The following is a 21,391-nucleotide window of genomic DNA, read 5'->3' on the forward strand; positions in this document are numbered from 1 at the left end:
GTCAATGCCATGTGCGACGCGCAAACTAGGTGCAGTGGATCCGCCACCAGACACGACAAATTCGTGCCTGGGGAAGTGCTCGGCCTCAGGATCGGCTAGCACGATGGGCGCGCCACCCCGTCAGGGCCTCCCTCTTCCGGCCGACGGCTCACCAGCAGCTCCCACGCGCAAATCCGCCCATGGCATTGCGCGGTACACCGCTCGTATGCAAGTGCATGAGTAACCAACCGATGAAGTGGCGGATGAGGCGGGAAATCTTCCGCAAACCGTCGCAAGGCTATGAACTGTATGTTTGTACAGGTTTTTCTTGACGGGGGGACAGCTGATGGACAGAATGTCCGCAATTCTTCCCAGAGGCAGACATGACGACAAATGCACCCGAGTGCCTCCATATGCTCCACGAGGCGCGACGTCTATATTCGCAACGGGCTCTGGCCGAACGGCTTGAGAAAAGTGCAAAAACCATCGCTCGATGGGAACGGGGTGAAGTGCCTGTCCCGAGCCTCATTCTCCCGGCGCTGAAAGACATCTTGGCGCCGGCGGGCAATATATCCGCCACCGGCGACTTCACTTTTATCGACCTGTTCGCGGGGATCGGGGGTATCCGCCTAGGTTTTGAGGCGCACGGTGGGCGATGTGTGTTCACGAGTGAGTGGGACTCGTACAGCCAGAGGACGTATCGTGCGAACTTCCCGAACGACGATCACGAGATCGCCGGGGACATAACGAAGGTTCTCGACCCGGCTACGGAGATTCCGGACCATGATGTGCTGCTTGCCGGATTCCCCTGCCAGCCATTTTCGATCGCCGGGGTATCCAAGAAGAATGCGCTCGGACGGCCGCACGGCTTCGAGTGCACCACGCAAGGGACTCTCTTTTTCGACGTGGCGCGGATTATTGCCGCGAAACGGCCGCGGGCCTTTCTGCTGGAAAATGTCAAGAATCTTGTCAGCCATGACAAAGGGAATACGTTCCGGGTCATTTGTGAAACCCTGCGCGATGAGCTTGGGTACTCCATTGCCTGGAAGGTTATCGACGGGCAGCATTTCGTGCCGCAGCACCGGGAACGCATACTGATAGTCGGTTTCCGGGAGGATATGGGCTTCGACTGGAATGGCCTAGTACTACCCGCGTTGGAGAAGGGACCGCGCATCAGCGACATATTGCATCGGGAGGACGGTACTGAGGCCGATGTTGATAGTGGGGCCTACATCACGCCCAAAGGTACTGTACAGAAGAAGTACATCCTCACCGATCGGCTGTGGGCCTACCTGCAAGCCTACAGGGCCAAGCACGAAGCTAAAGGTAACGGGTTCGGATTTGGGATGGTGGGGCCAAACGATATCGCTCGTACGCTGTCCGCACGGTACTACAAAGATGGATCGGAAATTCTTGTTTCGCGTGGAAGGGGGCGCAATCCGCGGCGTCTTACGCCCCGCGAGTGTGCCCGACTGATGGGCTATCCAGATACGTACAGGATCCCTGTTTCCGATACGCGCGCATACAAGCAGTTTGGCAATTCCGTTGTCGTTCCACTAATCGAAGCCGTTGCAGGCCACATGAAGCCGTTTTTAATGGAACTGAAGCAACGGGACAACGAGGACGCACTTCAGCCTAGGTTGTTCGCCTGACGACGTGGATATCGTAGATCATGCTACGCGGAGCCGGATGATGTCCGGCATCCGGGGCACAAACACAAAAATTGAAGTAACGCTACGGCACGCGCTTCACAGGCGAGGTTTCCGGTACCGCCTCCATTGCAGGGATCTACCAGGCAGGCCGGACATCGTACTGCCCAAATATCAGGTTGCGATCTTTGTTCATGGGTGTTTTTGGCATGGACATACATGCGCGCTTTTCAAGACCCCGAAGACTCGAACACAATTCTGGCTGGACAAGATTGATTCCAACCGGCGTCGCGATCTAGTTGCGAGCGAACGGCTCTTGGAGAAGGGTTGGCGACTTGCCGTAATATGGGAGTGTGCGTTGCGCAGTCAGCCAGAGCATACGCTCGAACTACTGGTCGATCGCATTTCGACGTGGCTAAAGGATAGCGACGCCACGCAGCTTCTCGAGATTCCATCCCCCTCCATACAAGACAAATGAAGCACGGCTACCTTAGCGAGTATTTTGAGGCTATTGCGGCAAAGAGACTGAGTGCGGTCGAGGCGGACCCTGGCCGGAGCAATCAGCACGAATTCGATGGCGTCACACAGCTCAAGAAGATCCTTGGCCCGGCAGCGCCGAAAAAGACGTTCGTGGCAAAGTTCATATATCTCACCGACGACGACGCAGAGCCCGTCGTTTCCGATGGCTTCTTGACCTGGTACGACGCGCGCGAGCGGCATCCGAAGAGGTCGGAATGCCGGCTATATTTCCCGACGACTACGGCTTCCCAATGCTTTGCCGAAGGCGACCTACTCGTTATCGCGAAGCGGCCGGACAACACCATCCTTGTAATAGTCGCAGAGGCGGGCTCGACCATAGCAAGTCAAGTCCAGTGGTTGTGTGGCCTTTCTGAGCTTATGCATCCCGGGTTCAGCGTGAAAGGCGAGCTGGAAAGCGACCAAGTGAAGCTGGAGTTCGCATCCCGCTTCATTCTCGAACAGATTGGCATCGAAATCGAGGACACGGCCGAGGACTATCTCGACCAAATGCTAAGGCGATTCGGCGGGGCTTTCCCACGAACCGTTGAGTTCTCCGCCTTTGCACGCGAGACCCTCCCTACGGTGTCCTCGTTGGATTCTCCCGACGACGCATTGCTGGCTTGGTTCGAGCGCGAGGAAGTCCTATTCCGAACGCTCGAGCGTCATCTCATTGCCGAACGCCTGCATTCCGGTTTTGCCGGCGACAAGGTGGACGATTTCATGAGCTTCTCGCTCTCGGTGCAAAACCGGCGGAAATCGAGAGCCGGCGCCGCCCTCCAGAACCATGCTGCAGTTGTATTTCACAATCACGGTTTACGCTTTGCGACACAGGCGAGAACGGAGAACAAGTCGAAACCTGATTTCCTTTTTCCGGGTGAGGCCGAGTATCATGATCCCGCCTTCGATCCTTGTGGCCTTACAGTATTGGGCGTGAAATCTACGCTGAAAGACCGATGGAGGCAGGTATTGGCCGAGGCGAAACGTGTGCCCGCCAAGCATTTGCTCACCCTTGAACCACGTGTTTCAGAGCATCAGACGACAGAGATGCGGTCGCATCAGCTTCAGCTAGTGGTGCCGCGATCGATCCAAGGTACGTTCAGCCCAACACAACAAGCGTGGCTTATGTCTGTTGCGGACCTGATTCTCCATGTGCGCGATCAGCAGGCGCGGTTGGCCCCACGCTGACCAGCGTTTTCGCTCTCCCCCGATCTGCCGATGGTGAATTCATAACCCTGAGAAAAGGGTTTCTAGAATTTCACCGGGACCTTCTCTTGTGGCGGCCAACATGATTGCGACACTACATGCGCTTCTTCGAATCAGGAGGATCGTTTGCTAACTGGCATCAACTCCGTCGGCGACCGCACGTCCCATGGCGGTACGGTTCTGACCGGCGACGCCACCAGCACCGTCGCTGGTAAATCGATGGCAAGTGACGGCGATTTGACCGTCTGCCTCCCCGATATGCCAAGTTCTAACCACGAGCACGGCGTCGTGGCGGCGGGCGATCGAGCGTGCTGAAATCCGGGACTTCGGGCGGCACAATCTGCGGCAGACAGACATGGGCGAACTGACACGTGCAGCCGGTACGCCGCCGCAGGTGCTCAAGACGCCGGCCCGCTGGGAAACGATGGAGATGATGCACCGCTATGCGCATCTGTCGGCAGACCACTTGGCCCAGTCGGTTGCCCGGCTCGCAGAGATGCAGTCGGTGGCAGGCACCTGCGTGTAGGTGCAATTTGGGTGCAGGACCCCTGCGAAGCAGAACGGGAAAGTGCCGGACAAACCGTTGTGGGACTTGGCGCGCCCGGCTGGGATCGAACCAGCAACCCCTGCCTTCGGAGGGCAGTACTCTATCCATTGAGCTACGGGCGCACGAGATGCGGCGGGAGCCGCGCGGTCGACTGCGGCGAATGCCGCCGTCGGAAAGTCGCATAGGATACCGCGTTTGCCGTAGCGCGTCCATGCCGGCGCACGTTTTCCCCGGGCCTACGGGTTTCGTCCGAGGCGCTTTTCGCGCCATCGGGAGGGGCTTTACGGCTATAATCGCCCGTTATTTGCGCAAAAGCGGGGCTGCGTCTCGTCCACACGGACGGCGCGCCAGGCGGCATGGGGTGTGGCTGTCAGGCTCGGCAGACTCGGATGCGCGGAGGGGGCGGCAGTCAGGCCCAAGACACGGACCAACGAAAGGCCGCCAAGCGGAGCGGTCACGGGTTTCCTGCAAAATCGAGAGTTCAGCATGAGCGACGTCCATAACGAACACGAGTCTCCCATCAAGACCCCGAAGCAGCTGATCGCTGTGGTGATTGCCGCCTTCGTGGTGCCGATCACCGTGATCATCCTGCTGGTCAGCTTCGTCGGCTACGGTGGCCCGGAAGGCGCCGGCTCCACCGATACGGCGGAAGCGGTGGTTGACCGCATCAAGCCGGTCGCCTCGCTCGAACTGCGCGATCCCAATGCGCCGCGCGTCTTCAAGACCGGCGAACAGGTCTATACCGCCGTCTGCGCGGCCTGCCACGCTACCGGCGCGGCGGGTGCGCCGAAGTTCGGCGCGGCCGGCGACTGGAGTGCCCGCCTCGGCCAGGGCTACGACGGCCTGATGAAATCGGTGATCGCAGGCAAGGGCGCGATGCCGCCGCGTGCCGGCACCTCGCCGGACGACTTCGCCGACTACGAACTGGCTCGCGCGATGGTGCATCTGGTCAACTCGGCCGGCGGCAAGCTGCAGGAGCCCGCCGCGCCGGCTCCGGCCGCGGCGACCACCGCTGCCGCTTCGGAACCTGCCGCACCGGCGGCTGACGCTGCCGCGGCCGCTCCCGCTGCTGCGGCTCCTGCCGCCGCTGCCCCGGCGGCACCGGCCGCGCCGGCTCCGGCGGCCGCCGCACCGGCGCAAACCACGGCTGCGGCCCCCGCGGCCGCTTCGGCCGAGGTGGGCAAGCGCGTCTACGATCAGGTCTGCGCCGCCTGCCACGCCGCCGGCGTCGCCGGTGCGCCGAAGGTCGGCGACAAGGCCGCCTGGGCCCCGCGCATCAAGGAAGGCATGGACGCGGTCCACAACTTCGCGCTGAAGGGCAAGGGCGTGATGCCGCCGAAGGGTGGCTACGCCGGCCCCGACGCCGACGTGATCGCCGCGGCCGACTACATGGTCAACGCGTCGAAATAAGACCGGGGGCGCCGCGCGGCGCTCGCCTCGGCAGGATAAAAAAAGCCAGCGGGATCTCGCTGGCTTTTTTTACGTCCGGAGTTCGCCGCGTTAGACCACGCGCGAGTACCGGGCGGTCGGCACCGGCCCGGAGCGCGATGTCGGCGGCTTCCGCAGCAGCGGGTGCGCCACCGGCTTTGGCGATTTACGTCCGGCGTTCGGCTTCGCTACACCACGCGCGAGTACCGGGCGGTGGGCGCCGCGCCGGGGCGGGATGTCGACGGCATCCGCTGCAGCGGGGGCGCCATCGCCCTTTCCGAAACGGGATCGGTATTGGAACCAGAAAGCGGATTCGACAAGCAATCCGAACCCGGCTGCCTCGCGACCACCCGGTCGTCCCGCAGATAGCGATCGAACACCATCGCCACGCGCCGCACCAGCAGGCGGCCCAGCGGCGTCACCTCGATCCGCGCGTCGGACAGCCGTACCAGCCCCTGCGCGGCCAGCGACGCAAGTTCCGCCCGCTCGGCGGCAAACTCGGCGTCGAAGTCGATGCCGTGCCGGCGCGCGACCTCGGCGGTATCCAGTTCGCCATCGCACATCAGCGCACCGATGATGTCCTTGCGCACCCGGTCGTCGGCGTCGCAGACATGGCCGCGCAGCACCGGCAGCCTGCCGGCATCGAGCGCGCCGTAGTACGCGTCCAGCGTGCGGGCGTTCTGCACGTAACGGCCGGCGACCGCGCCGATCGCCGAGATGCCAAAGCCGAGCTGGTCATGGCTGGCATGGGTCGCATAGCCCTGGAAGTTGCGCTGCAGCCGTCCCTCACGCTGGGCGCGGGCGAGCGCGTCGTCGGGCAGCGCGAAGTGATCCATGCCGATATGGACGTAGCCGGCCGCGGTCAGCCGCTCGATGGCCGAGACCAGGATGTCCAGCTTTTCGCCGGCCGACGGCATCGTGGCCTCGTCGATCCGACGCTGCGGCTTGAAGACATGCGGCAGATGCGCGTAGCTGTACAGCGACAGGCGGTCGGGCCGCATCTCCAGCACGCGCTCGATGGTGGCGCCGAAGCGGGCCGCCGTCTGGTGCGGCAGGCCGTAGATCAGGTCCATGCTGATCGACAGGAAGCCGAGCCGTCGGGAGGCGGCGACCACGCGGCGCGTGTCCTGCACCGGCTGCACGCGATGGATCGCGGCCTGGACCTCGGGGTCGAAGTCCTGCACGCCTAGGCTGACGCGGTTGAAGCCGAGCTCGGCGAGCAGCGCCATCCGTTCGTCGTCGACGCGGCGCGGATCGATCTCGATCGAATGCTCGCCGTCCGGCCGCAGATCGAAGTGCCGATGCAGCGCGGCCATGACCTGCCGCATTTCGGCGGGATCGAGGAAGGTCGGCGTACCGCCGCCCCAGTGCGATTGCACGACGGGCCGGCACTCGCCCAGGCGGGCCGCCACCAGCGCCATCTCGCGCGCCAGGTAGCGAACGTAGCGCGCGCTGCGGCCGTGGTCGCGCGTGATGATCTTGTTGCAGCCGCAGTAGTAGCAGATGTTCTCGCAGAAGGGGATATGCAGATAGAGCGACAGCGGCGCGGCGGCGCCCCCTGCCCGGCAGTCGTCCAGCGCGGACAGATACGCCTCGTCGCCGAACCCCGCATCGAAGCGGTCGGCGGTCGGATACGAGGTGTAGCGTGGTCCGTTCACGTCGATGCGTTCGGCGAGCGCGCGGAAATCGGCGAGATCGCCGCGGCGGATGGCGGCATGCTGAGCGGCTGGGGAAGCGGCTTCGGCAGGGACTTCGGGAACGGCTTCGGAAGCGACTTCGGAAGCGAAATGCGGAACGGTCGTTGCCATCGGCGGCCTTCTGAGGAATCCGCTTCGATGCTAGCCAGACCAGCGTGCGCAGGACTTGATCGACATCAAGGGCCGGCGATTCGGCTGTTCTCTCGGCGCTTCGGCGCCACGCGCCTGCGCCCTCAAAGTCCGATCGGCGATCCGCCACCGTAGCAGCCGGATGTTGCAGGCCCTGGCTGCCTTGTATCGACGCCGATACGAAGGGACGGGCGTACCCGGCGCTGCGCCTCAGCCCCTCAGCCCCCTCAGCCCCCTCAGCCCCCTCAGCCGCTTCAGCCGGTAGTGGCCTTGGTGCCGAGCAGCGCCTTCAGGCCCGCCAGCCGGTCCTTCGGGCTCATCGCCGGCGTCTCGTCCTTCGGTGCCGGGGCCTCCTCGAGCTTCATCTCGCCGATGAAGCGCGACGGCTGGCACGAGTAGGTGTCGCGCGCGCGCTTGCGCTTCTTGCACCAGCTGATATGCAGGCTGCGCTGCGCGCGCGTGATGCCGACATACATCAGGCGGCGCTCTTCCTCGATCTTCTCGTCGCTCAGATCCTCGTCCTCGCGGCAATGCGGCAGGATGCCCTCCTCCACGCCGACCAGGAACACATGCGGATACTCGAGGCCCTTGGACGCGTGCAGCGTCGACAGCCGCACCGCGTCGGGATCTTCCTCGCGGCCTTCGAGCATGCTCATCAGCGCGACGGTCTGCGTCAGCTCCAGCAGGTTCTTGCCCTCGTCGCCAAATCCATCGGCGGTGTCGAAGCCGGTCGCCTCGCCATCGGCGGCCTCCGGCTTGGTGCCCTTGCGCTTGAGCCAGTCGAGGAACTCGAGCGTATTGGTCCATTTGGCCTGGGCCTGGCGCTCGTCGAAGGTGTCGTACAGATAGGCTTCGTAGTGGATGCCTTCCATCAGGTCGTCGAGCACCTCGGTGGCCGGGTCGCGCGCGGCGCGGTCCGCCAGCCGCACCATCGCCTCGCAGAAGGTGCGCAGCGGCTCGAGCTGGCGCGGCTGCAGCTTGCCTTCGATGCCGCCCATCATCGCCGCCTCGAACAGCGAGACCTTGGCCTGGCCGGCGAAGGTCCCCAGCACCTCCAGCGTGGTATTGCCGACGCCGCGCCGCGGCGTAGTGACCGCGCGGATGAAGGCGGGATCGTCGTCCGGATTGGCGATCAGCCGCAGGTAGGCGCAGATGTCCTTGATTTCGGCCTTGTCGAAGAAGCTCTGCCCGCCGGACAGCACATACGGGATGCGCTCGCGGCGCAAGATCTGTTCGAACAGCCGCGCCTGGTGGTTGCCGCGATAAAGGATCGCGTAGTCGCGGAACTGCGCGCGCCGCTCGAACTTGTGGGCCGACAGCTTGAACACCACCGACTCGGCCTCGTGCTCCTCGTCGTTCATCTGCGTCACGGAGATCGGATCGCCCATGCCGTGCTCGCTCCACAGCGTCTTGTCGAACAGCTTGGGATTGTTGGCGATCACCGCGTTGGCCGCCTGCAGGATGCGCACCGTGGAGCGATAGTTCTGCTCCAGCTTGATGACCTTCAGGTTCGGAAAGTCGGTCTGCAGCAGGCGCAGATTGTCCAGCGTGGCGCCGCGCCAGCCGTAGATCGCCTGGTCGTCGTCGCCGACCGCGGTGAAGGCGGGCGCGCGCAGATGCGAGCCGCCGGCCAGCAGCTTCAGCAGCTGGTACTGGCAGGCGTTGGTGTCCTGGTATTCGTCGACCAGGAAATAGCGCAGCCGGTTCTGCCACTTGAGCCGCACGGTTTCGTCGCGGGCGAACAGCTCGGCCGGCAGACGGATCAGGTCGTCGAAGTCGACCGCCTGGTAGGCCGCCAGCGTGGCGACGTAGTTGCGGTAGATCAGCGCGGCCTGGTGCTGGTCGGCATCGGTGGCCTCGGCGATCGCGGTTTCCGGATCGACCATGCCGTTTTTCCACAGCGAGATCGTGCTCTGCACGCTGCGGATCAGCTTCTTGTCGGTGGTCGCCAGCTGTTCCTGGATCAGGCCGAAGCAGTCGTCGGCGTCCATGATCGAGAACTGCGGCTTCAGGCCCAGGTGCTCCGCCTCGGCGCGCAGGATCTGCACGCCGAGCGAGTGGAAGGTACAGACGGTCAGCTGGCGCAGCGGAATGCGCTTGCCGTCGCGGGTCTTGCCCTCCATCAGCTTGGCGATCCGCTCCTGCATCTCCTTGGCGGCCTTGTTGGTGAAGGTCACCGCGGCGATATGGCGGGGCTCGAAGCCCTTGTCCTCGATCAGATGCGCGATCTTCTGCGTGATCACCCGGGTCTTGCCCGAGCCCGCGCCGGCGAGCACCAGGCAGGGGCCGTCCAGATAGCGGACGGCTTCGGATTGGGCGGCGTTCAGTCCGTGGGTCATCGGTCGGGGATCGGAGGTCGGGTACAGCCGGAGGTCGTACGGCATCGCAAGGGACGCGGGCCGCAGGCGCGACGCGTTGGGGGACGGGTCGCGAATGGGTCGAAGCCGGCGATGTTAACACGGGGGCGGGTCCGGCCGAGGCTCCGGAACCGACTCCTGCGACGCGCCGCTCTCGCGTTGACAGCCGCCAAGGCTGCGGTTAGAGTCGCGCCATCCGTCCGGGAGAGCGCGCGACTGTATCGTCATTCGCGCCGCCGAAGGGGAATCACCCGAAAACTCTCAGGCACCATGGACCGGGCGGATCGGCATGCAGCATGCACACGATGTATGCCGAACTCTGGAGAGCGACACCCGTCATTCATCAGCCGGATGATGAGCGTGTCCACCGAAGGGGCGCACGGCGTGGCCAGTCAGTCCGACGAGGACGGCAAGCCGGGCCGTAATCTCTCAGGTATCGAGGACAGAGGGGGTCATCCGTCGCGACGGTTCGCACCGAGCCGCGCGACGGATGACCCTTTTTTTGTTTGGCGCGCCGCGCGCGCCGGACCGAACGATGCCACGCTCCGAGGAATCCATGACGCTTCAGGCCACGCCCCTCAACGCCATCCACCGCGCCCTCGGCGCCCGCATGGTCGATTTCGGCGGATGGGACATGCCGGTCAACTACGGCTCGCAGATCGAGGAACACCACGCGGTGCGCAGCGATGCGGGCATGTTCGACGTCTCGCACATGTGCGTCGTCGACCTCGCCGGCCCCAATACCCGCGCCTTCCTGCGCGGACTGCTCGCCAACAACGTCGACAAGCTGCAAACCCCGGGCAAGGCGCTGTATTCCTGCATGCTCGACCCGAACGGCGGCGTGATCGACGACCTGATCGTCTACTTCTTCGCCGAGGACCGCTTCCGCCTGGTGGTCAACGCCAGCACCGCGACCGGCGATATCGACTGGATCCGCCAGCGCAACGCCGACACCGGCGCCGGCGTGACGGTCACCCCGCGCCGTACCGATAACGCTCTCGATAGCGCGACCCCGCTGGCGATCGTCGCCGTGCAGGGCCCGAATGCGCGTGCCAAGGTCTGGAGCGCATTCCCGTCGACCCAGCCCAGCGAATCGCTCAAGCCCTTCAACGCGATGGTGGTCGAGGACCCCGCGATCGGCGAAATCATGGTGGCCCGCACCGGCTACACCGGCGAGGACGGTTTCGAGCTGGTGGTGCCGGCCGACAACGTCGCCGCGGTCTGGGAAAAGCTGCATGCCGCCGGCGTGCGCCCCGCCGGCCTCGGCGCACGCGACACGCTGCGCCTCGAAGCCGGCATGAATCTGTACGGCCAGGACATGGACATCCACACCTCGCCGCTCGACGCGGGCCTGGCCTGGACGGTCGACCTGCAGAGCGAGCGCGATTTCGTCGGCAAGGCCGCGCTGGTGGCCAACGGCCAGCGCCAGCAGTTCGCCGGCCTGATCCTGCGGGACAAGGGCGGCGTGCTGCGCGCGCACCAGACCGTGCTGACCGCCGCCGGCGAGGGCGAGATCACGTCGGGCACCTTCAGCCCGACGCTGTCCCAATCGATCGCCTTCGCGCGCCTGCCCAAGGATGTGGCGCTCGGCAGCGAAGTCCAGGTGCTGATCCGCGACCGCAAACTGACTGCGACTGTGGTTAAACTGCCGTTTGTGCGCAATGGCAAGGCACTCGTGAGCTGACAGCTCGCATCGGACATCGTCCACCCGGTCACGCTGCGCCCCGCGGCCCCCTTCATCCCGATGGCACGCGGCGGCGCGACACAAGAATCTGAAATTGGAGAATCTCGATGAATTTCCCCGCTGACCTGAAGTACACCGAGTCGCACGAATGGGTGCGCGTCGAAACCGACGGCACGCTGACGATCGGCATCACCGATCACGCGCAGGATGCGCTCGGCGACATCGTCTTCCTGGAACTGCCCGAGGTCGGCAAGACGGTCGGCGCCGGCGACGCGCTGGCCGTGGTCGAATCGGTCAAGGCCGCGTCGGACATCTACGCGCCGGTGGCCGGCGAGGTGGTCGCCGTCAACGACGCCGTCAAGGACGCGCCCGAGAGCGTCAACGCCAACGCCTTCGACGCCTGGCTGTTCAAGATCAAGCCGGCCAACGGCGACGACGTCAACGGCCTGATGACGGCCGACGCCTACAAGGCCAGCGTCGGCGCCTGAGCCCGGCGCCCCGCCCGCGGCGCCGGGGGCCATGGCTGACCACCATGTCCCGGCCCGCCTCTCCGAGTCACTTGCCATGAACGCTCCCCTGCCCATGAACGCCGCTCAATCCGCTCGCCCTTCGCTGGCTGAACTCGAAGCTCGCGACGCCTTCTCCCACCGCCATATCGGTCCCGACGCCGCCGAACAGCAGCACATGCTGAAGGTGCTGGGCTACGACAGCCGCGCCGCGCTGATGGATGCCATCATCCCGGCCGCGATCCGCCGCCGCGACGGCATGCCGCTGGGCGAATTCACCGAGCCGCTGACCGAGGAAGCCGCGCTGGCCAAGCTGCGCGGCATCGCCGGCAAGAACAAGGTGTTCAAGAGCTTCATCGGCCAGGGCTACTACAACACGCTGACGCCGGGCGTGATCCTGCGCAATATCTTCGAGAACCCGGCCTGGTACACCGCGTACACGCCGTACCAGCCGGAGATCTCGCAGGGCCGCCTGGAAGCGATGCTGAACTTCCAGCAGATGGTCACCGACCTGACCGGCCTCGATATCGCCAACGCGTCGATGCTCGACGAAGGCACGGCCGCGGCCGAGGCGATGACGCTGCTGCAGCGCGTGAACAAGCACGCGTCGAATACCTTCTATGTGGCCGACGACGTGCTGCCGCAGACGATCGAAGTGGTGCGCACGCGCGCGCTGCCGCTCGGCATCGAGGTCAAGGTCGGTCCCGCCGCCGACGCGGCGCAGGCGCATGCCTTCGGCGTGCTGCTGCAATACCCGGGCGTCAACGGCGACGTGGCGGACTACCGCGCGATCGCCGATGCGGTCCACGCGGCCGGCGGCCTGGTGGTCGCCGCGGCGGACCTGCTGGCGCTGACGCTGCTCACCGCGCCCGGCGATTGGGGCGCCGACGTGGCCGTCGGCAATTCGCAGCGCTTCGGCGTGCCGCTCGGCTTCGGCGGCCCGCACGCCGGCTATATGGCTGTGAAGGACGCCTACAAGCGCTCGATGCCGGGCCGCCTGGTGGGCGTCACCGTCGACGCGCAGGGCAACCCGGCCTACCGGCTCGCGCTGCAGACGCGCGAGCAGCATATCCGCCGCGAAAAGGCGACCTCGAACATCTGTACCGCGCAGGTGCTGCTGGCCGTCATGGCGTCGATGTACGCGGTCTACCACGGTCCGCAGGGCCTGAAGCGCATCGCGCAACGCGTGCATCGCCTGACCGCGACGCTGGCCGGCGGCCTGCAGGCGCTGGGCTACGCGCGCAGCAATGCGACCTTCTTCGACACGCTGACGATCGAGACCGGCGCCGACACCGAGGCGATCCACGCCGCGGCCGCCGCGCGCGGCATCAATCTGCGCCGCGCCGGTGCCGCGCATGTCGGCATCTCGCTGGACGAGACCACCACCCGCGACGATGTGGTCGCGCTGTGGGAGATCTTCGCGCAGGGCAAGCCGGTGCCGGCCTTCGACGCCCTGGAAGCCGCGGCCGATGACGGCTATCCGGCCGCGCTGTCGCGCCAGAGCGCCTACCTGACGCATCCGGTCTTCAACACGCATCACGCCGAGCACGAGATGCTGCGCTATCTGCGCATGCTGGCCGACAAGGACCTGGCACTCGATCGCACGATGATCCCGCTGGGCTCCTGCACGATGAAGCTCAACGCGACCAGCGAGATGATTCCGGTCACCTGGCCCGAGTTTTCGAGCATCCATCCGTTCGCGCCGGACGACCAGACCGTCGGCTACCGCGAAATGATCGCCCAGCTCGAGGCGATGCTGTGCGCGGCCACCGGCTACGCCGCCGTCAGCCTGCAGCCGAACGCCGGCTCGCAAGGCGAGTACGCGGGCCTGCAGATCATCCACGCCTACCACGCGAGCCGCGGCGAGAGCCATCGCAATATCTGCCTGATCCCGTCGTCGGCGCACGGCACCAATCCGGCGTCCGCGCAGATGGCCGGCATGCAGGTGGTCGTGGTGGCCTGCGACGAGGACGGCAACGTCGATCTGGCCGACCTGGAGAAGAAGGCCGCGCAGCACAGCAAGAACCTGGCGGCGATCATGATCACCTATCCGTCCACGCACGGCGTGTTCGAGGAAGGCGTGCAGCGCATCTGCGAGATCGTGCACAGCCACGGCGGGCAGGTCTATGTCGACGGCGCCAACATGAACGCGATGGTGGGCACCGCGGCGCCGGGGCAGTTCGGCGGCGACGTGTCGCACCTGAACCTGCACAAGACCTTCTGCATTCCGCACGGCGGCGGCGGCCCGGGCGTGGGTCCGGTCGCGGTCGGCGCGCATCTGGCGCCGTTCCTGCCGAACCACGCCAGCAGCGGCTACCGCCGCGCGGCAGACGGCATCGGCGCGATCTCGGCCGCGCCCTACGGCTCGGCCAGCATCCTGCCGATTTCGTGGATGTATATCGCGATGATGGGCGCGCGCGGCCTGACGGCGGCCACCGAGAACGCGATCCTGGCGGCCAACTACGTCGCCAAGCGGCTGTCGGACTACTACCCGGTACTGTACACGGGCGGCAACGGCCATATCGCGCACGAGTGCATTCTCGACCTGCGTCCGATCCAGAAGGCGACCGGCATCAGCAACGAGGATGTCGCCAAGCGGCTGATGGACTATGGCTTCCATGCGCCGACCATGAGCTTCCCGGTGCCGGGCACGCTGATGATCGAGCCGACCGAGAGCGAGGCGCTGCACGAGCTGGACCGCTTCATCGACGCGATGATCGCGATCCGCAAGGAAATCGCCCGTGTCGAGGACGGCAGCTTCGACCGCGAGGACAACCCGCTGAAGAACGCGCCGCACACCGCCGCGGTCATCACTGCCAATGAGTGGAACCACAAGTACACTCGTGAGGAAGCCGCCTATCCGGTCGCCTCGCTGCGGACGCAGAAGTACTGGCCGCCGGTCGGCCGTGCCGACAACGTCTACGGCGATCGCAACCTGTTCTGCTCGTGCGTGCCGATGAGCGCGTACGAGGAGTAAGCAGGCAGTCCGCGGGCAGTCGGCACATAGTCGGCGGGCACTGCGGGCGATCCCGGCACGGCGGCTCCATCGCCGCCCGGACGCGGTTCCGCGTCCGGGCCTGAGTTCCCGGCATTCGCGCCGGGGCTGTCATCGGTAAGGAGACTGTCGATGTGGGAGATGAGCGCACCGTGGTGGGAATTTATCGTCCGAGGACTGATCGTCTATTTCGCGCTGCTGATCATGATGCGGCTGGGCGGCAAGCGGCAGATCGGACAGATGACCCCGTTCGATCTGATCCTGCTGCTGATCCTGTCCGAAGGCGTGCAGAACGCCATGGTCGGCGATGACAAGTCGGTATCCGCAGGCCTGATCCTCGCCGCCACGCTGATCGGCATCAACGTGCTGGTCAGCTGGCTCAGCTGGCGCAGCCGCAAGTTCGAGTACGCGGTCGAGGGCCACCCCCAGCTGCTGATCCGCCATGGCAAGGTGATCGACAAGGTCATGCACGGCGCGCGGCTGACCAGCGACGATCTGATGAAGGTATTGCGGCGCGAGGGCTGCGCCAGCCTGGACGACGTCTATATCGCGATCCTGGAGAACGACGGCGCCATCAGCGTGCTCAAGCGCAAGGAACTGCCGGAGGAACCGCCCGGCCCCGGCGTCTCGTTGTGGGAACGCCCCGAGGACGATCGGCCGGTCTAGCCCGTATCGCGCCTGGCCGGACGGCAAGCCGCGGCGGAAGCCGGCAAACCGCCGGCAAACGATAGGAGACCAACGTGGCTGTCAGCGTATTCGACCTGTTCAAGGTCGGCATCGGGCCGTCCAGCTCGCATACGGTGGGACCGATGCGTGCGGCCGGCATGTTCGCGCATGGACTGGAGCGCGACGGCCTGCTGCCGCAGGTGGCCAGCGTGCGGGTCGAGCTGTACGGCTCGCTCGGCGCGACCGGCAAGGGGCACGGCACCGACAAGGGCGTGATTCTCGGCCTGCTCGGCGAGGCGCCCGATACCATCGATCCGGACACCATCGACGCCAGGCTGGCAGCGCTGCGCGCTTCGCGCACGCTGTCCCTGCTCGGCAAGCATCCGATTCCCTTCGTCGAAAAGGAACATATCGCGTTCTACCGGCGCGAAGCGCTGGCCGAGCATCCGAACGGCATGAAATTCCATGCCTTCGATGCCGCCGGCGCGACGCTGCGCGAAGGCCGCTATCTGTCGGTCGGCGGCGGCTTCGTCGTCAGCGCGGGTGCGGCGAACACGCAGGTGCTCGAGGCCGACCGGCAACTGCCGCATCCCTTCCGCAGCGGCCGCGCGATGCTCGACATGGCGAGCAGCAGCGGCAAGTCGATCGCGCAGCTGATGCTCGAAAACGAATGCACCTGGCGCAGCGAAGCCGATGTGCGCGCCGGCCTGTTGCATATCTGGCAGGTGATGCAGGCCTGCGTCGCGCGCGGCTGCCGCACCGATGGCGAGCTGCCGGGCCCGTTCAAGGTCAAGCGGCGCGCGCCGGAGCTGTACCGCAATCTGACCGAGCGCGCCGAACGGACGCTGTCCGACCCGCTGTCGGTGATGGACTGGGTCAACCTCTATGCGATGGCCGTCAACGAGGAGAACGCGGCCGGTGGCCGCGTGGTGACCGCGCCGACCAATGGCGCGGCGGGCATCATCCCGGCCGTGCTGCATTACTACGATCGCTTCGTGCCCGGTGCGAACGAGCGCAGCGTGATCGACTTCCTGCTGACGGCCGGCGCGATCGGTCTGCTGTACAAGCTGAACGCATCGATCTCCGGCGCCGAAGTCGGTTGCCAGGGCGAGGTTGGCGTCGCGTGTTCGATGGCAGCGGGCGCGCTGGCGGCCGTGCTCGGCGGCACGCCGGAGCAGGTCGAGAATGCCGCGGAAATCGGCATGGAACACAACCTGGGGCTGACCTGCGATCCGGTCGGCGGGCTGGTGCAGATTCCCTGCATCGAGCGCAATGCGATGGCCTCGGTCAAGGCGGTCAACGCCGCGCGCATGGCCTTGCGCGGCGACGGCAATCACTATGTCTCGCTCGATTCGGTGATCAAGACCATGCGCGAGACCGGTGCCGACATGAAGACCAAGTACAAGGAAACGGCGCGCGGCGGGCTCGCCGTCAATATCGTCGAGTGCTGAAGCTCGAACACTAAAGTAGCACGCACTTTTGTGGAATCTCGCGGCCCTTCGGCGCGGCATTCTCTCGGCACCGCAACTGCGATGCGCGAGCCATGCCGAGCCACGATGCCTGTTACAAGCTGTTGTTCTCCACACCGGAATTCGTCCGTGATCTGCTGCGGGATTTCGTGCCGAGCGCGTGGGTCCGCGCGCTGGACTTCGACACCCTCGAACGTATCTCGAGCAACTACGTTACGGACCGCCTTCGCCAGCGCGCCAGCGACATGGTCTGGCGCATCCAGGCCGGCGGCGAGTGGGTCTACCTCTATCTGCTGATCGAATTCCAGAGCACCATCGATCGCCATATGGCGATTCGCATGACGAATTACGTCACGTCGTTGGATCTGGAGCTGATCCGTGGGCGGAATATACTGCCAGACGGCCAGTTGCCGCCGGTGCTGCCGATCGTGGTCTACAACGGGGAAGGCAGCTGGACGGCAAAGACCGATATCGCGGATCTGTCGCCGCGGCTGCCGGATGACTTGTGCCGCTGCCAGCCGCGCTGCGAATATCTTCTGGTGGACGCGCGGCGATATTCAGATGAGGAACTGGCCACGCTCGACAATCTCGTCGCCGCGGTGTTCCGCTTCGAGAACGCGGAGACGGAGACGGCGATGCTCGAAGCGGTTCGCTGGATCAGGCTGCGCGTGGCCGACGACCCGGTCCTGGAGGACACTTTCGTACGATGGCTGAAGCATGTAGGCTCACGGCATCGCCGGGCCGGTTTGTATTTAACGGACATACACAACCTGATGGAGGCTGAAATGTCGCTGTCGACGAATATTGCGCAGTGGAAGGCCAATTACAAGCGGGAAGGCCTGCAGGAAGGTTGGCAGGTAGGTCTGCAGGAAGGCCGGCGAGAAGGCCGACAGGTAGGTCTGCAGGAAGGCCGGCAGGCAGGTCTGCAGGAAGGCCGGCAGGCAGGTCTGCAGGAGGGCCGGCAGGTAGGTTTGCAGGAGGGCCGGCAGGCAGGTCTGCAGGAGGGCCGGCAGGTAGGTCTGCAGGCAGGTCTGCAGGAGGGCCGGCAGGTAGGTCTGCAGGAGGGCCTGCAACAGGGTCAGGCCATGCTCCTGCGAAATCTGCTTGCCAAGCGCTTCGGCCCTCTGCCAGCCGAACTCGAATCACGGCTGAACAGCGCCCGGCTTGAACAATTGGAAGCCTGGGGAGAAAGACTGCTGAGCGCCCAGCACCTCGCCGACGTATTCGAAGACTAGCGCCAGGCGGCGCTTCGTTAGTATTCCCGCAGATGCAAACCTTCCATCAACTCTTCGATCGCGAGTCCAGTACCTACACCTACCTGCTGATCGACGCGGCGACACGTGACGCCGCGCTGATCGATCCGGTCGACCGTCAGCTCGAACGGGATCTGGCGCTGGTGCAGCAGACCGGGGTACGGCTTGCCTGGGTCATCGAGACCCATGCGCACGCCGACCACATCACCTCTGCCGGCCATCTCGCGCAACGCACCGGCGCGCATACCGCCGCGCCGTCGGGCTGCGATATCCGGCCGGCGCTGAAGCAGCTGATCGACGGCGACACGATCCCGTTCGGCACGCAAACGCTGCGCGCCATCCATACGCCGGGACATACCGCCGGCAGCATGAGCTATCTGTGGGAAGAGGCGCAGCCGGACGGCGGCGTGGTGCGCCGGGTCTTTACCGGCGATGCGCTGCTGATCGACGGCTGCGGACGCACCGACTTCCAGTCCGGCGACGCCGGCACGCTATACGACAGCCTGACGCGCAAGCTGTTTGCGCTGCCCGACGACACGCTGGTATATCCGGCCCATGACTACAAGGGCCGCACCCATTCGACCATCGGTCACGAACGGGCCACCAACAGCCGGCTGTGCGGCCGCACACGCGAAGAGTTCATCGAGATGATGAAGGGGCTGAACCTGCCGCCGCCGAAGCTGCTGGCGGTGGCGGTGCCGGCGAACCAGCGGCTCGGGCTCGGCGACGGCGACAGCATCCCGCACGGGGTCTGACCGCCGCTCCCCGCGATCGCAGCGATTGCTGTTATCGCAGGGAAGGCAAGGATGGCAGCGGCGCGGCCCGGCACAAGGACTCTCTTACCCTGCCCAGCGATCGCAGCTCTGCCGCACCGCCTCGCGCAGACTGCGCGTATCGGCATCGACCTGGCGCGCCCATTCGGCGTCGCCGCTGCGGCTGGCGGCCAGCATGCGTATATTGGCCAAGGCCTCCAGCGAACCGAGCGCTTCGGCGTGCGGCACCAGCACGTCGCAGATCGACAGGATATGGTCGGCGATCGGCATCCGCGTCAGTTCGTTGGGGTGCACGTACTCGCCGTCGAGTCCGAAGCGGCAGGCCTGGAAGCGGTTGAAGGTATAGACCAGGTAGTCGTCCTCTTCCGGCATGAAGGGGCGCGACAGCAGCAGATAGCGCGCCAGCGCCTGGATATAGGCCGCAATGTCGCAGGCGCGCGCGACCGTCAGCGGCGTGTCCATGACGCGGACTTCGATGGTGCCGAATTCCGGCTTGGGGCGAATATCCCAATAGAAGTCCTTCATGCTCTCGATCACGCCCGTCTTGCGCATCTTCTCGAAGTACGCGGTGAAGGCGTCCCAGGTCAGCATGAAGGGCGCGCGGCCGCTCATCGGGAAGGCAGCGACCGAATTCAGTCGCGCGGAAGCGAAGCCGGTATCGACGCCCTGCACATACGGCGACGACGCCGCCAGCGCAATGAAGTGCGGCACGTAGCGGCCGATCGCATGCAGCAGGAACAGCGAATCGTCGGCGGTCGGGCAGCCGATATGCACGTGCTGGCCGAACACGGTGAACTGCTTGGCCAGGTAGCCGTACAGCTCGGAGATGTACTGGTAGCGCGGCGAGTCGGAGATGGTGCGATCGGCCCACTGCTGGAACGGATGCGTGCCGCCGCCGCAGATGCCCAGGTTCAGCGAATGCGAGGCCTCGACCATCAGGTCGCGCATCGTGGTCAGCTCGGACAGCGCCTGCGCGTAGTCATGGCAGATGCCGGTGCTGATCTCGATCATCGACGGACTGATCTCCGGCTTGATATCGCCCGCATGCTGGGCGCCCTTCAGCAGCCGCAGCAAATCGGGCGCGAACGGCGCCAGATCGTAGTCATGGCGATTGACCAGCTGCATTTCCAGCTCGACGCCGAAGGTCAGCGCCTCGGATTGCTTGAACGGTTCGAGTGACATCAGCGCCCTCCTCCATTGCCTCTGACCTCGCCGGCATAGCGAAGTGCCCATGCGGCCAATACCGGCGCCGCGATCTGCTCGATCGCCAGCGCGCACAGCACGATCGCGTTGAGCATTTCCCCGGTTTCCGGATAGAGCCGCGCCACATCGCTCATCAGCAGGTAAGCCAGACCCGACATCGGCCCCAGCGCCACGCCAAGCGCCACGCACTGCCGGATGCTAAGGCCCGAGAACGAACCCAGCGACACCACGCCGCCGAGCTTGGCCAGATGCCGCAGCAGCACCAGCACGATCGCGGCGACGCCGGCGATGGACCAGTCGCGCACGGTCACCGGCAGCCCCAGCGACACCACCATCACGATGATCAGCAGCGTACCGGCGCTGCCGAAGTGCGCGGGCCACACGCGCGGCTGATTGTCCTGATGCTTGAAGACGACGCCAGCCAGCAGCAGCGTCAACGGCATCGACAGCTTCAGCAGCCGCGTCAGCGCCAGCGTGAACAGCACGATGCCGACCAGCACCAGAAAGCTGTACTGATCGTCGGCCGGCATCCGCGCATAGACCGCCTGGCTCAGCTTGCCGACCAGCCACGCCAGCAGGCACGAGCCGACCAGCAGATACAGCGGATGCAGCAGCGCCGCGCCCAGATTGCCGTATTCCGAATGCAGCCAGCCGGTCGCCAGCTGCACGATTACCGCGGCATACATGCTGTTGAGGGCGGTCATCGCCATCAGCCGTTCGGTGACCTGGCCTTCGGCACGCAATTCGTTCTTCAGCTGCAGCACGATCGACGGCGACGTGCTGACCGCGATGCCGCCGGCGAGGATGGCGACGGTCGGGCTCACGCCGATCCATTGCAGCACCGCGGTGACGAGGCCCCAGGTCAGCAGGCTCTCCGAGGCACTGGTAAACAGCAGCCAGCGATTGGCCCGCAGCCAGACCAGCGACAGGCGATGGCCGAGTTCGAACAGGGCCAGCGCCAGCGCCATGTCGATCAGGATGCGGGTCTGCGCGATCATCGTCTGATCGACGATGGGGCGGCCCAGCGTGCCGGCCAGCAGACCGGTGGCGGCATAACCGACGATACGCGGCAATCTCAGATACATCCGGCAAATTTCGCCGGCAAGGCCCGCGCCTACCAGCGCGAGGCCGACCCAGAACAGCCCGCTGGGTGCGAGCGGCCAGGTCGGAAATAGTTGGCTCAATCCATTCATGGGTGACATCCTAACGGAAGGGCCTTTGAACCCGTGTCCGGGTTTGTCCGACAAGGCACGAGTTTTGCTGAGGTTTCCGCCGACGCGCTATCGGATCGCGTCTCCATCGCGTCTCCATCGCGTCTCCGGCGCGTCCACACT

General features: G+C 65.3%; 17 protein-coding genes, 1 tRNA gene and 2 riboswitches. Of the genes, 13 read left to right on the top strand and 5 right to left on the bottom strand.

All coding sequences use genetic code 11. The annotated features are described in order from the left end of the window. Positions 1-362 precede the first annotated feature (362 nt). The 5 genes from dcm to K7G19_RS14035 all read left to right on the top strand — a co-directional run bounded on the left by dcm (position 363) and on the right by K7G19_RS14035 (position 3,876). On the top strand, positions 363-1,631 hold the full coding sequence (gene dcm, locus K7G19_RS14015) for a DNA (cytosine-5-)-methyltransferase (protein WP_226107773.1): 1,269 nt from the start codon (positions 363-365) through the stop codon (positions 1,629-1,631). Between the two features lie 4 nt (positions 1,632-1,635). After that, a complete protein-coding gene (locus tag K7G19_RS14020; protein ID WP_226107775.1) occupies positions 1,636-2,106 on the top strand; it encodes a very short patch repair endonuclease in 471 nt (156 codons plus the stop codon). Further along, positions 2,103-3,332 (top strand): type II restriction endonuclease, encoded by a 1,230-nt coding sequence (locus K7G19_RS14025; protein ID WP_226107777.1) that lies wholly within the window; start codon positions 2,103-2,105, stop codon positions 3,330-3,332. The genes K7G19_RS14020 and K7G19_RS14025 overlap by 4 nt, the downstream gene beginning before the upstream one ends. 144 nt (positions 3,333-3,476) lie before the next feature. After that, positions 3,477-3,665, top strand: a complete 189-nt coding sequence (locus tag K7G19_RS14030; RefSeq protein WP_226107779.1) for a PAAR domain-containing protein — start codon at positions 3,477-3,479, stop codon at positions 3,663-3,665. A 40-nt stretch (positions 3,666-3,705) separates the two neighbouring features. Then, on the top strand, positions 3,706-3,876 hold the full coding sequence (locus K7G19_RS14035; RefSeq protein ID WP_226107781.1) for a hypothetical protein: 171 nt from the start codon (positions 3,706-3,708) through the stop codon (positions 3,874-3,876). Between the two features lie 67 nt (positions 3,877-3,943). Here the strand turns inward: K7G19_RS14035 and K7G19_RS14040 are convergent. Further along, positions 3,944-4,019, bottom strand: a tRNA-Arg gene (locus tag K7G19_RS14040). Between the two features lie 364 nt (positions 4,020-4,383). On the opposite strand from K7G19_RS14040, the gene K7G19_RS14045 reads away from it, so the two are divergent. Continuing rightward, positions 4,384-5,307 carry a cytochrome c5 family protein gene (locus K7G19_RS14045; protein ID WP_149317500.1) on the top strand — a complete coding sequence of 308 codons (924 nt, stop codon included), beginning with the start codon at positions 4,384-4,386 and terminating at the stop codon, positions 5,305-5,307. Positions 5,308-5,513: 206 nt separating this feature from the next. On the opposite strand, the gene hemN is transcribed toward K7G19_RS14045, so the two are convergent. Both hemN and K7G19_RS14055 read right to left on the bottom strand, forming a co-directional pair. Beyond that, positions 5,514-7,133, bottom strand: a complete 1,620-nt coding sequence (hemN, locus tag K7G19_RS14050; protein WP_226107783.1) for an oxygen-independent coproporphyrinogen III oxidase — start codon at positions 7,131-7,133, stop codon at positions 5,514-5,516. Positions 7,134-7,405: 272 nt separating this feature from the next. Then, a complete protein-coding gene (locus tag K7G19_RS14055) occupies positions 7,406-9,490 on the bottom strand; it encodes a UvrD-helicase domain-containing protein (protein ID WP_226107785.1) in 2,085 nt (694 codons plus the stop codon). Between the two features lie 209 nt (positions 9,491-9,699). Continuing rightward, positions 9,700-9,796, top strand: a riboswitch (glycine riboswitch). Between the two features lie 21 nt (positions 9,797-9,817). Next, a riboswitch (glycine riboswitch) is annotated at positions 9,818-9,964 on the top strand. Between the two features lie 100 nt (positions 9,965-10,064). Here K7G19_RS14055 and gcvT point away from each other — a divergent pair. The 7 genes from gcvT (at position 10,065) to K7G19_RS14090 (ending at position 18,836) form a co-directional block, all read left to right on the top strand. Then, positions 10,065-11,192, top strand: a complete 1,128-nt coding sequence (gene gcvT, locus K7G19_RS14060; RefSeq protein ID WP_226107787.1) for a glycine cleavage system aminomethyltransferase GcvT — start codon at positions 10,065-10,067, stop codon at positions 11,190-11,192. 107 nt (positions 11,193-11,299) lie between these two features. Then, complete coding sequence (gene gcvH, locus K7G19_RS14065) at positions 11,300-11,680, top strand: glycine cleavage system protein GcvH (protein WP_006576219.1); 381 nt, start codon at positions 11,300-11,302, stop codon at positions 11,678-11,680. A gap of 76 nt (positions 11,681-11,756) precedes the next feature. Beyond that, entirely contained in the window at positions 11,757-14,675 is a 2,919-nt protein-coding gene (gene gcvP / locus K7G19_RS14070) for an aminomethyl-transferring glycine dehydrogenase (RefSeq protein WP_226107789.1), read from the top strand. Between the two features lie 150 nt (positions 14,676-14,825). Further along, positions 14,826-15,359, top strand: coding sequence for a DUF421 domain-containing protein (locus K7G19_RS14075; protein WP_149317494.1), 534 nt, complete (start codon positions 14,826-14,828; stop codon positions 15,357-15,359). 74 nt (positions 15,360-15,433) lie between these two features. Further along, positions 15,434-16,810 (top strand): L-serine ammonia-lyase, encoded by a 1,377-nt coding sequence (locus tag K7G19_RS14080; protein ID WP_226107791.1) that lies wholly within the window; start codon positions 15,434-15,436, stop codon positions 16,808-16,810. 92 nt (positions 16,811-16,902) lie between these two features. Next, the gene (locus tag K7G19_RS14085) at positions 16,903-18,063 is read left to right on the top strand and encodes an Rpn family recombination-promoting nuclease/putative transposase (protein WP_226107793.1); all 1,161 of its coding nucleotides are present in this window, start codon (positions 16,903-16,905) and stop codon (positions 18,061-18,063) included. 32 nt (positions 18,064-18,095) lie between these two features. Then, positions 18,096-18,836: an MBL fold metallo-hydrolase gene (locus K7G19_RS14090; protein WP_226107795.1), complete on the top strand. Its 741-nt coding sequence runs from the start codon at positions 18,096-18,098 to the stop codon at positions 18,834-18,836. Positions 18,837-18,920: 84 nt separating this feature from the next. On the opposite strand, the gene K7G19_RS14095 is transcribed toward K7G19_RS14090, so the two are convergent. Together K7G19_RS14095 and K7G19_RS14100 are read right to left on the bottom strand one after the other, a co-directional pair. After that, entirely contained in the window at positions 18,921-20,036 is a 1,116-nt protein-coding gene (locus K7G19_RS14095) for a YbdK family carboxylate-amine ligase (protein ID WP_149317490.1), read from the bottom strand. Beyond that, a complete protein-coding gene (locus K7G19_RS14100) occupies positions 20,036-21,259 on the bottom strand; it encodes a cation:proton antiporter (protein ID WP_226107797.1) in 1,224 nt (407 codons plus the stop codon). The genes K7G19_RS14095 and K7G19_RS14100 overlap by 1 nt, the downstream gene beginning before the upstream one ends. Between the last annotated feature and the right edge of the window lie 132 nt (positions 21,260-21,391).

The organism is Cupriavidus sp. DB3, from assembly GCF_020418465.1.
Taxonomy (GTDB): Bacteria; Pseudomonadota; Gammaproteobacteria; order Burkholderiales; family Burkholderiaceae; genus Cupriavidus; species Cupriavidus cauae.

Bases quoted from the DNA above. Each gene is read 5' to 3' on its own strand.
- gcvH (WP_006576219.1), top strand. From the start codon at position 11,300: ATGAATTTCCCCGCTGACCTGAAGTACACCGAGTCGCACGAATGGGTG.
- gcvT (WP_226107787.1), top strand. From the start codon at position 10,065: ATGACGCTTCAGGCCACGCCCCTCAACGCCATCCACCGCGCCCTCGGC.
- K7G19_RS14025 (WP_226107777.1), top strand. From the start codon at position 2,103: ATGAAGCACGGCTACCTTAGCGAGTATTTTGAGGCTATTGCGGCAAAG.
- hemN (WP_226107783.1), bottom strand. From the start codon at position 7,133: ATGGCAACGACCGTTCCGCATTTCGCTTCCGAAGTCGCTTCCGAAGCC.
- K7G19_RS14100 (WP_226107797.1), bottom strand. From the start codon at position 21,259: ATGTCACCCATGAATGGATTGAGCCAACTATTTCCGACCTGGCCGCTC.
- K7G19_RS14075 (WP_149317494.1), top strand. From the start codon at position 14,826: ATGTGGGAGATGAGCGCACCGTGGTGGGAATTTATCGTCCGAGGACTG.
- gcvP (WP_226107789.1), top strand. From the start codon at position 11,757: ATGAACGCTCCCCTGCCCATGAACGCCGCTCAATCCGCTCGCCCTTCG.
- K7G19_RS14095 (WP_149317490.1), bottom strand. From the start codon at position 20,036: ATGTCACTCGAACCGTTCAAGCAATCCGAGGCGCTGACCTTCGGCGTC.
- K7G19_RS14090 (WP_226107795.1), top strand. From the start codon at position 18,096: ATGCAAACCTTCCATCAACTCTTCGATCGCGAGTCCAGTACCTACACC.
- K7G19_RS14035 (WP_226107781.1), top strand. From the start codon at position 3,706: ATGGGCGAACTGACACGTGCAGCCGGTACGCCGCCGCAGGTGCTCAAG.
- K7G19_RS14055 (WP_226107785.1), bottom strand. From the start codon at position 9,490: ATGACCCACGGACTGAACGCCGCCCAATCCGAAGCCGTCCGCTATCTG.
- K7G19_RS14045 (WP_149317500.1), top strand. From the start codon at position 4,384: ATGAGCGACGTCCATAACGAACACGAGTCTCCCATCAAGACCCCGAAG.
- K7G19_RS14085 (WP_226107793.1), top strand. From the start codon at position 16,903: ATGCCGAGCCACGATGCCTGTTACAAGCTGTTGTTCTCCACACCGGAA.
- dcm (WP_226107773.1), top strand. From the start codon at position 363: ATGACGACAAATGCACCCGAGTGCCTCCATATGCTCCACGAGGCGCGA.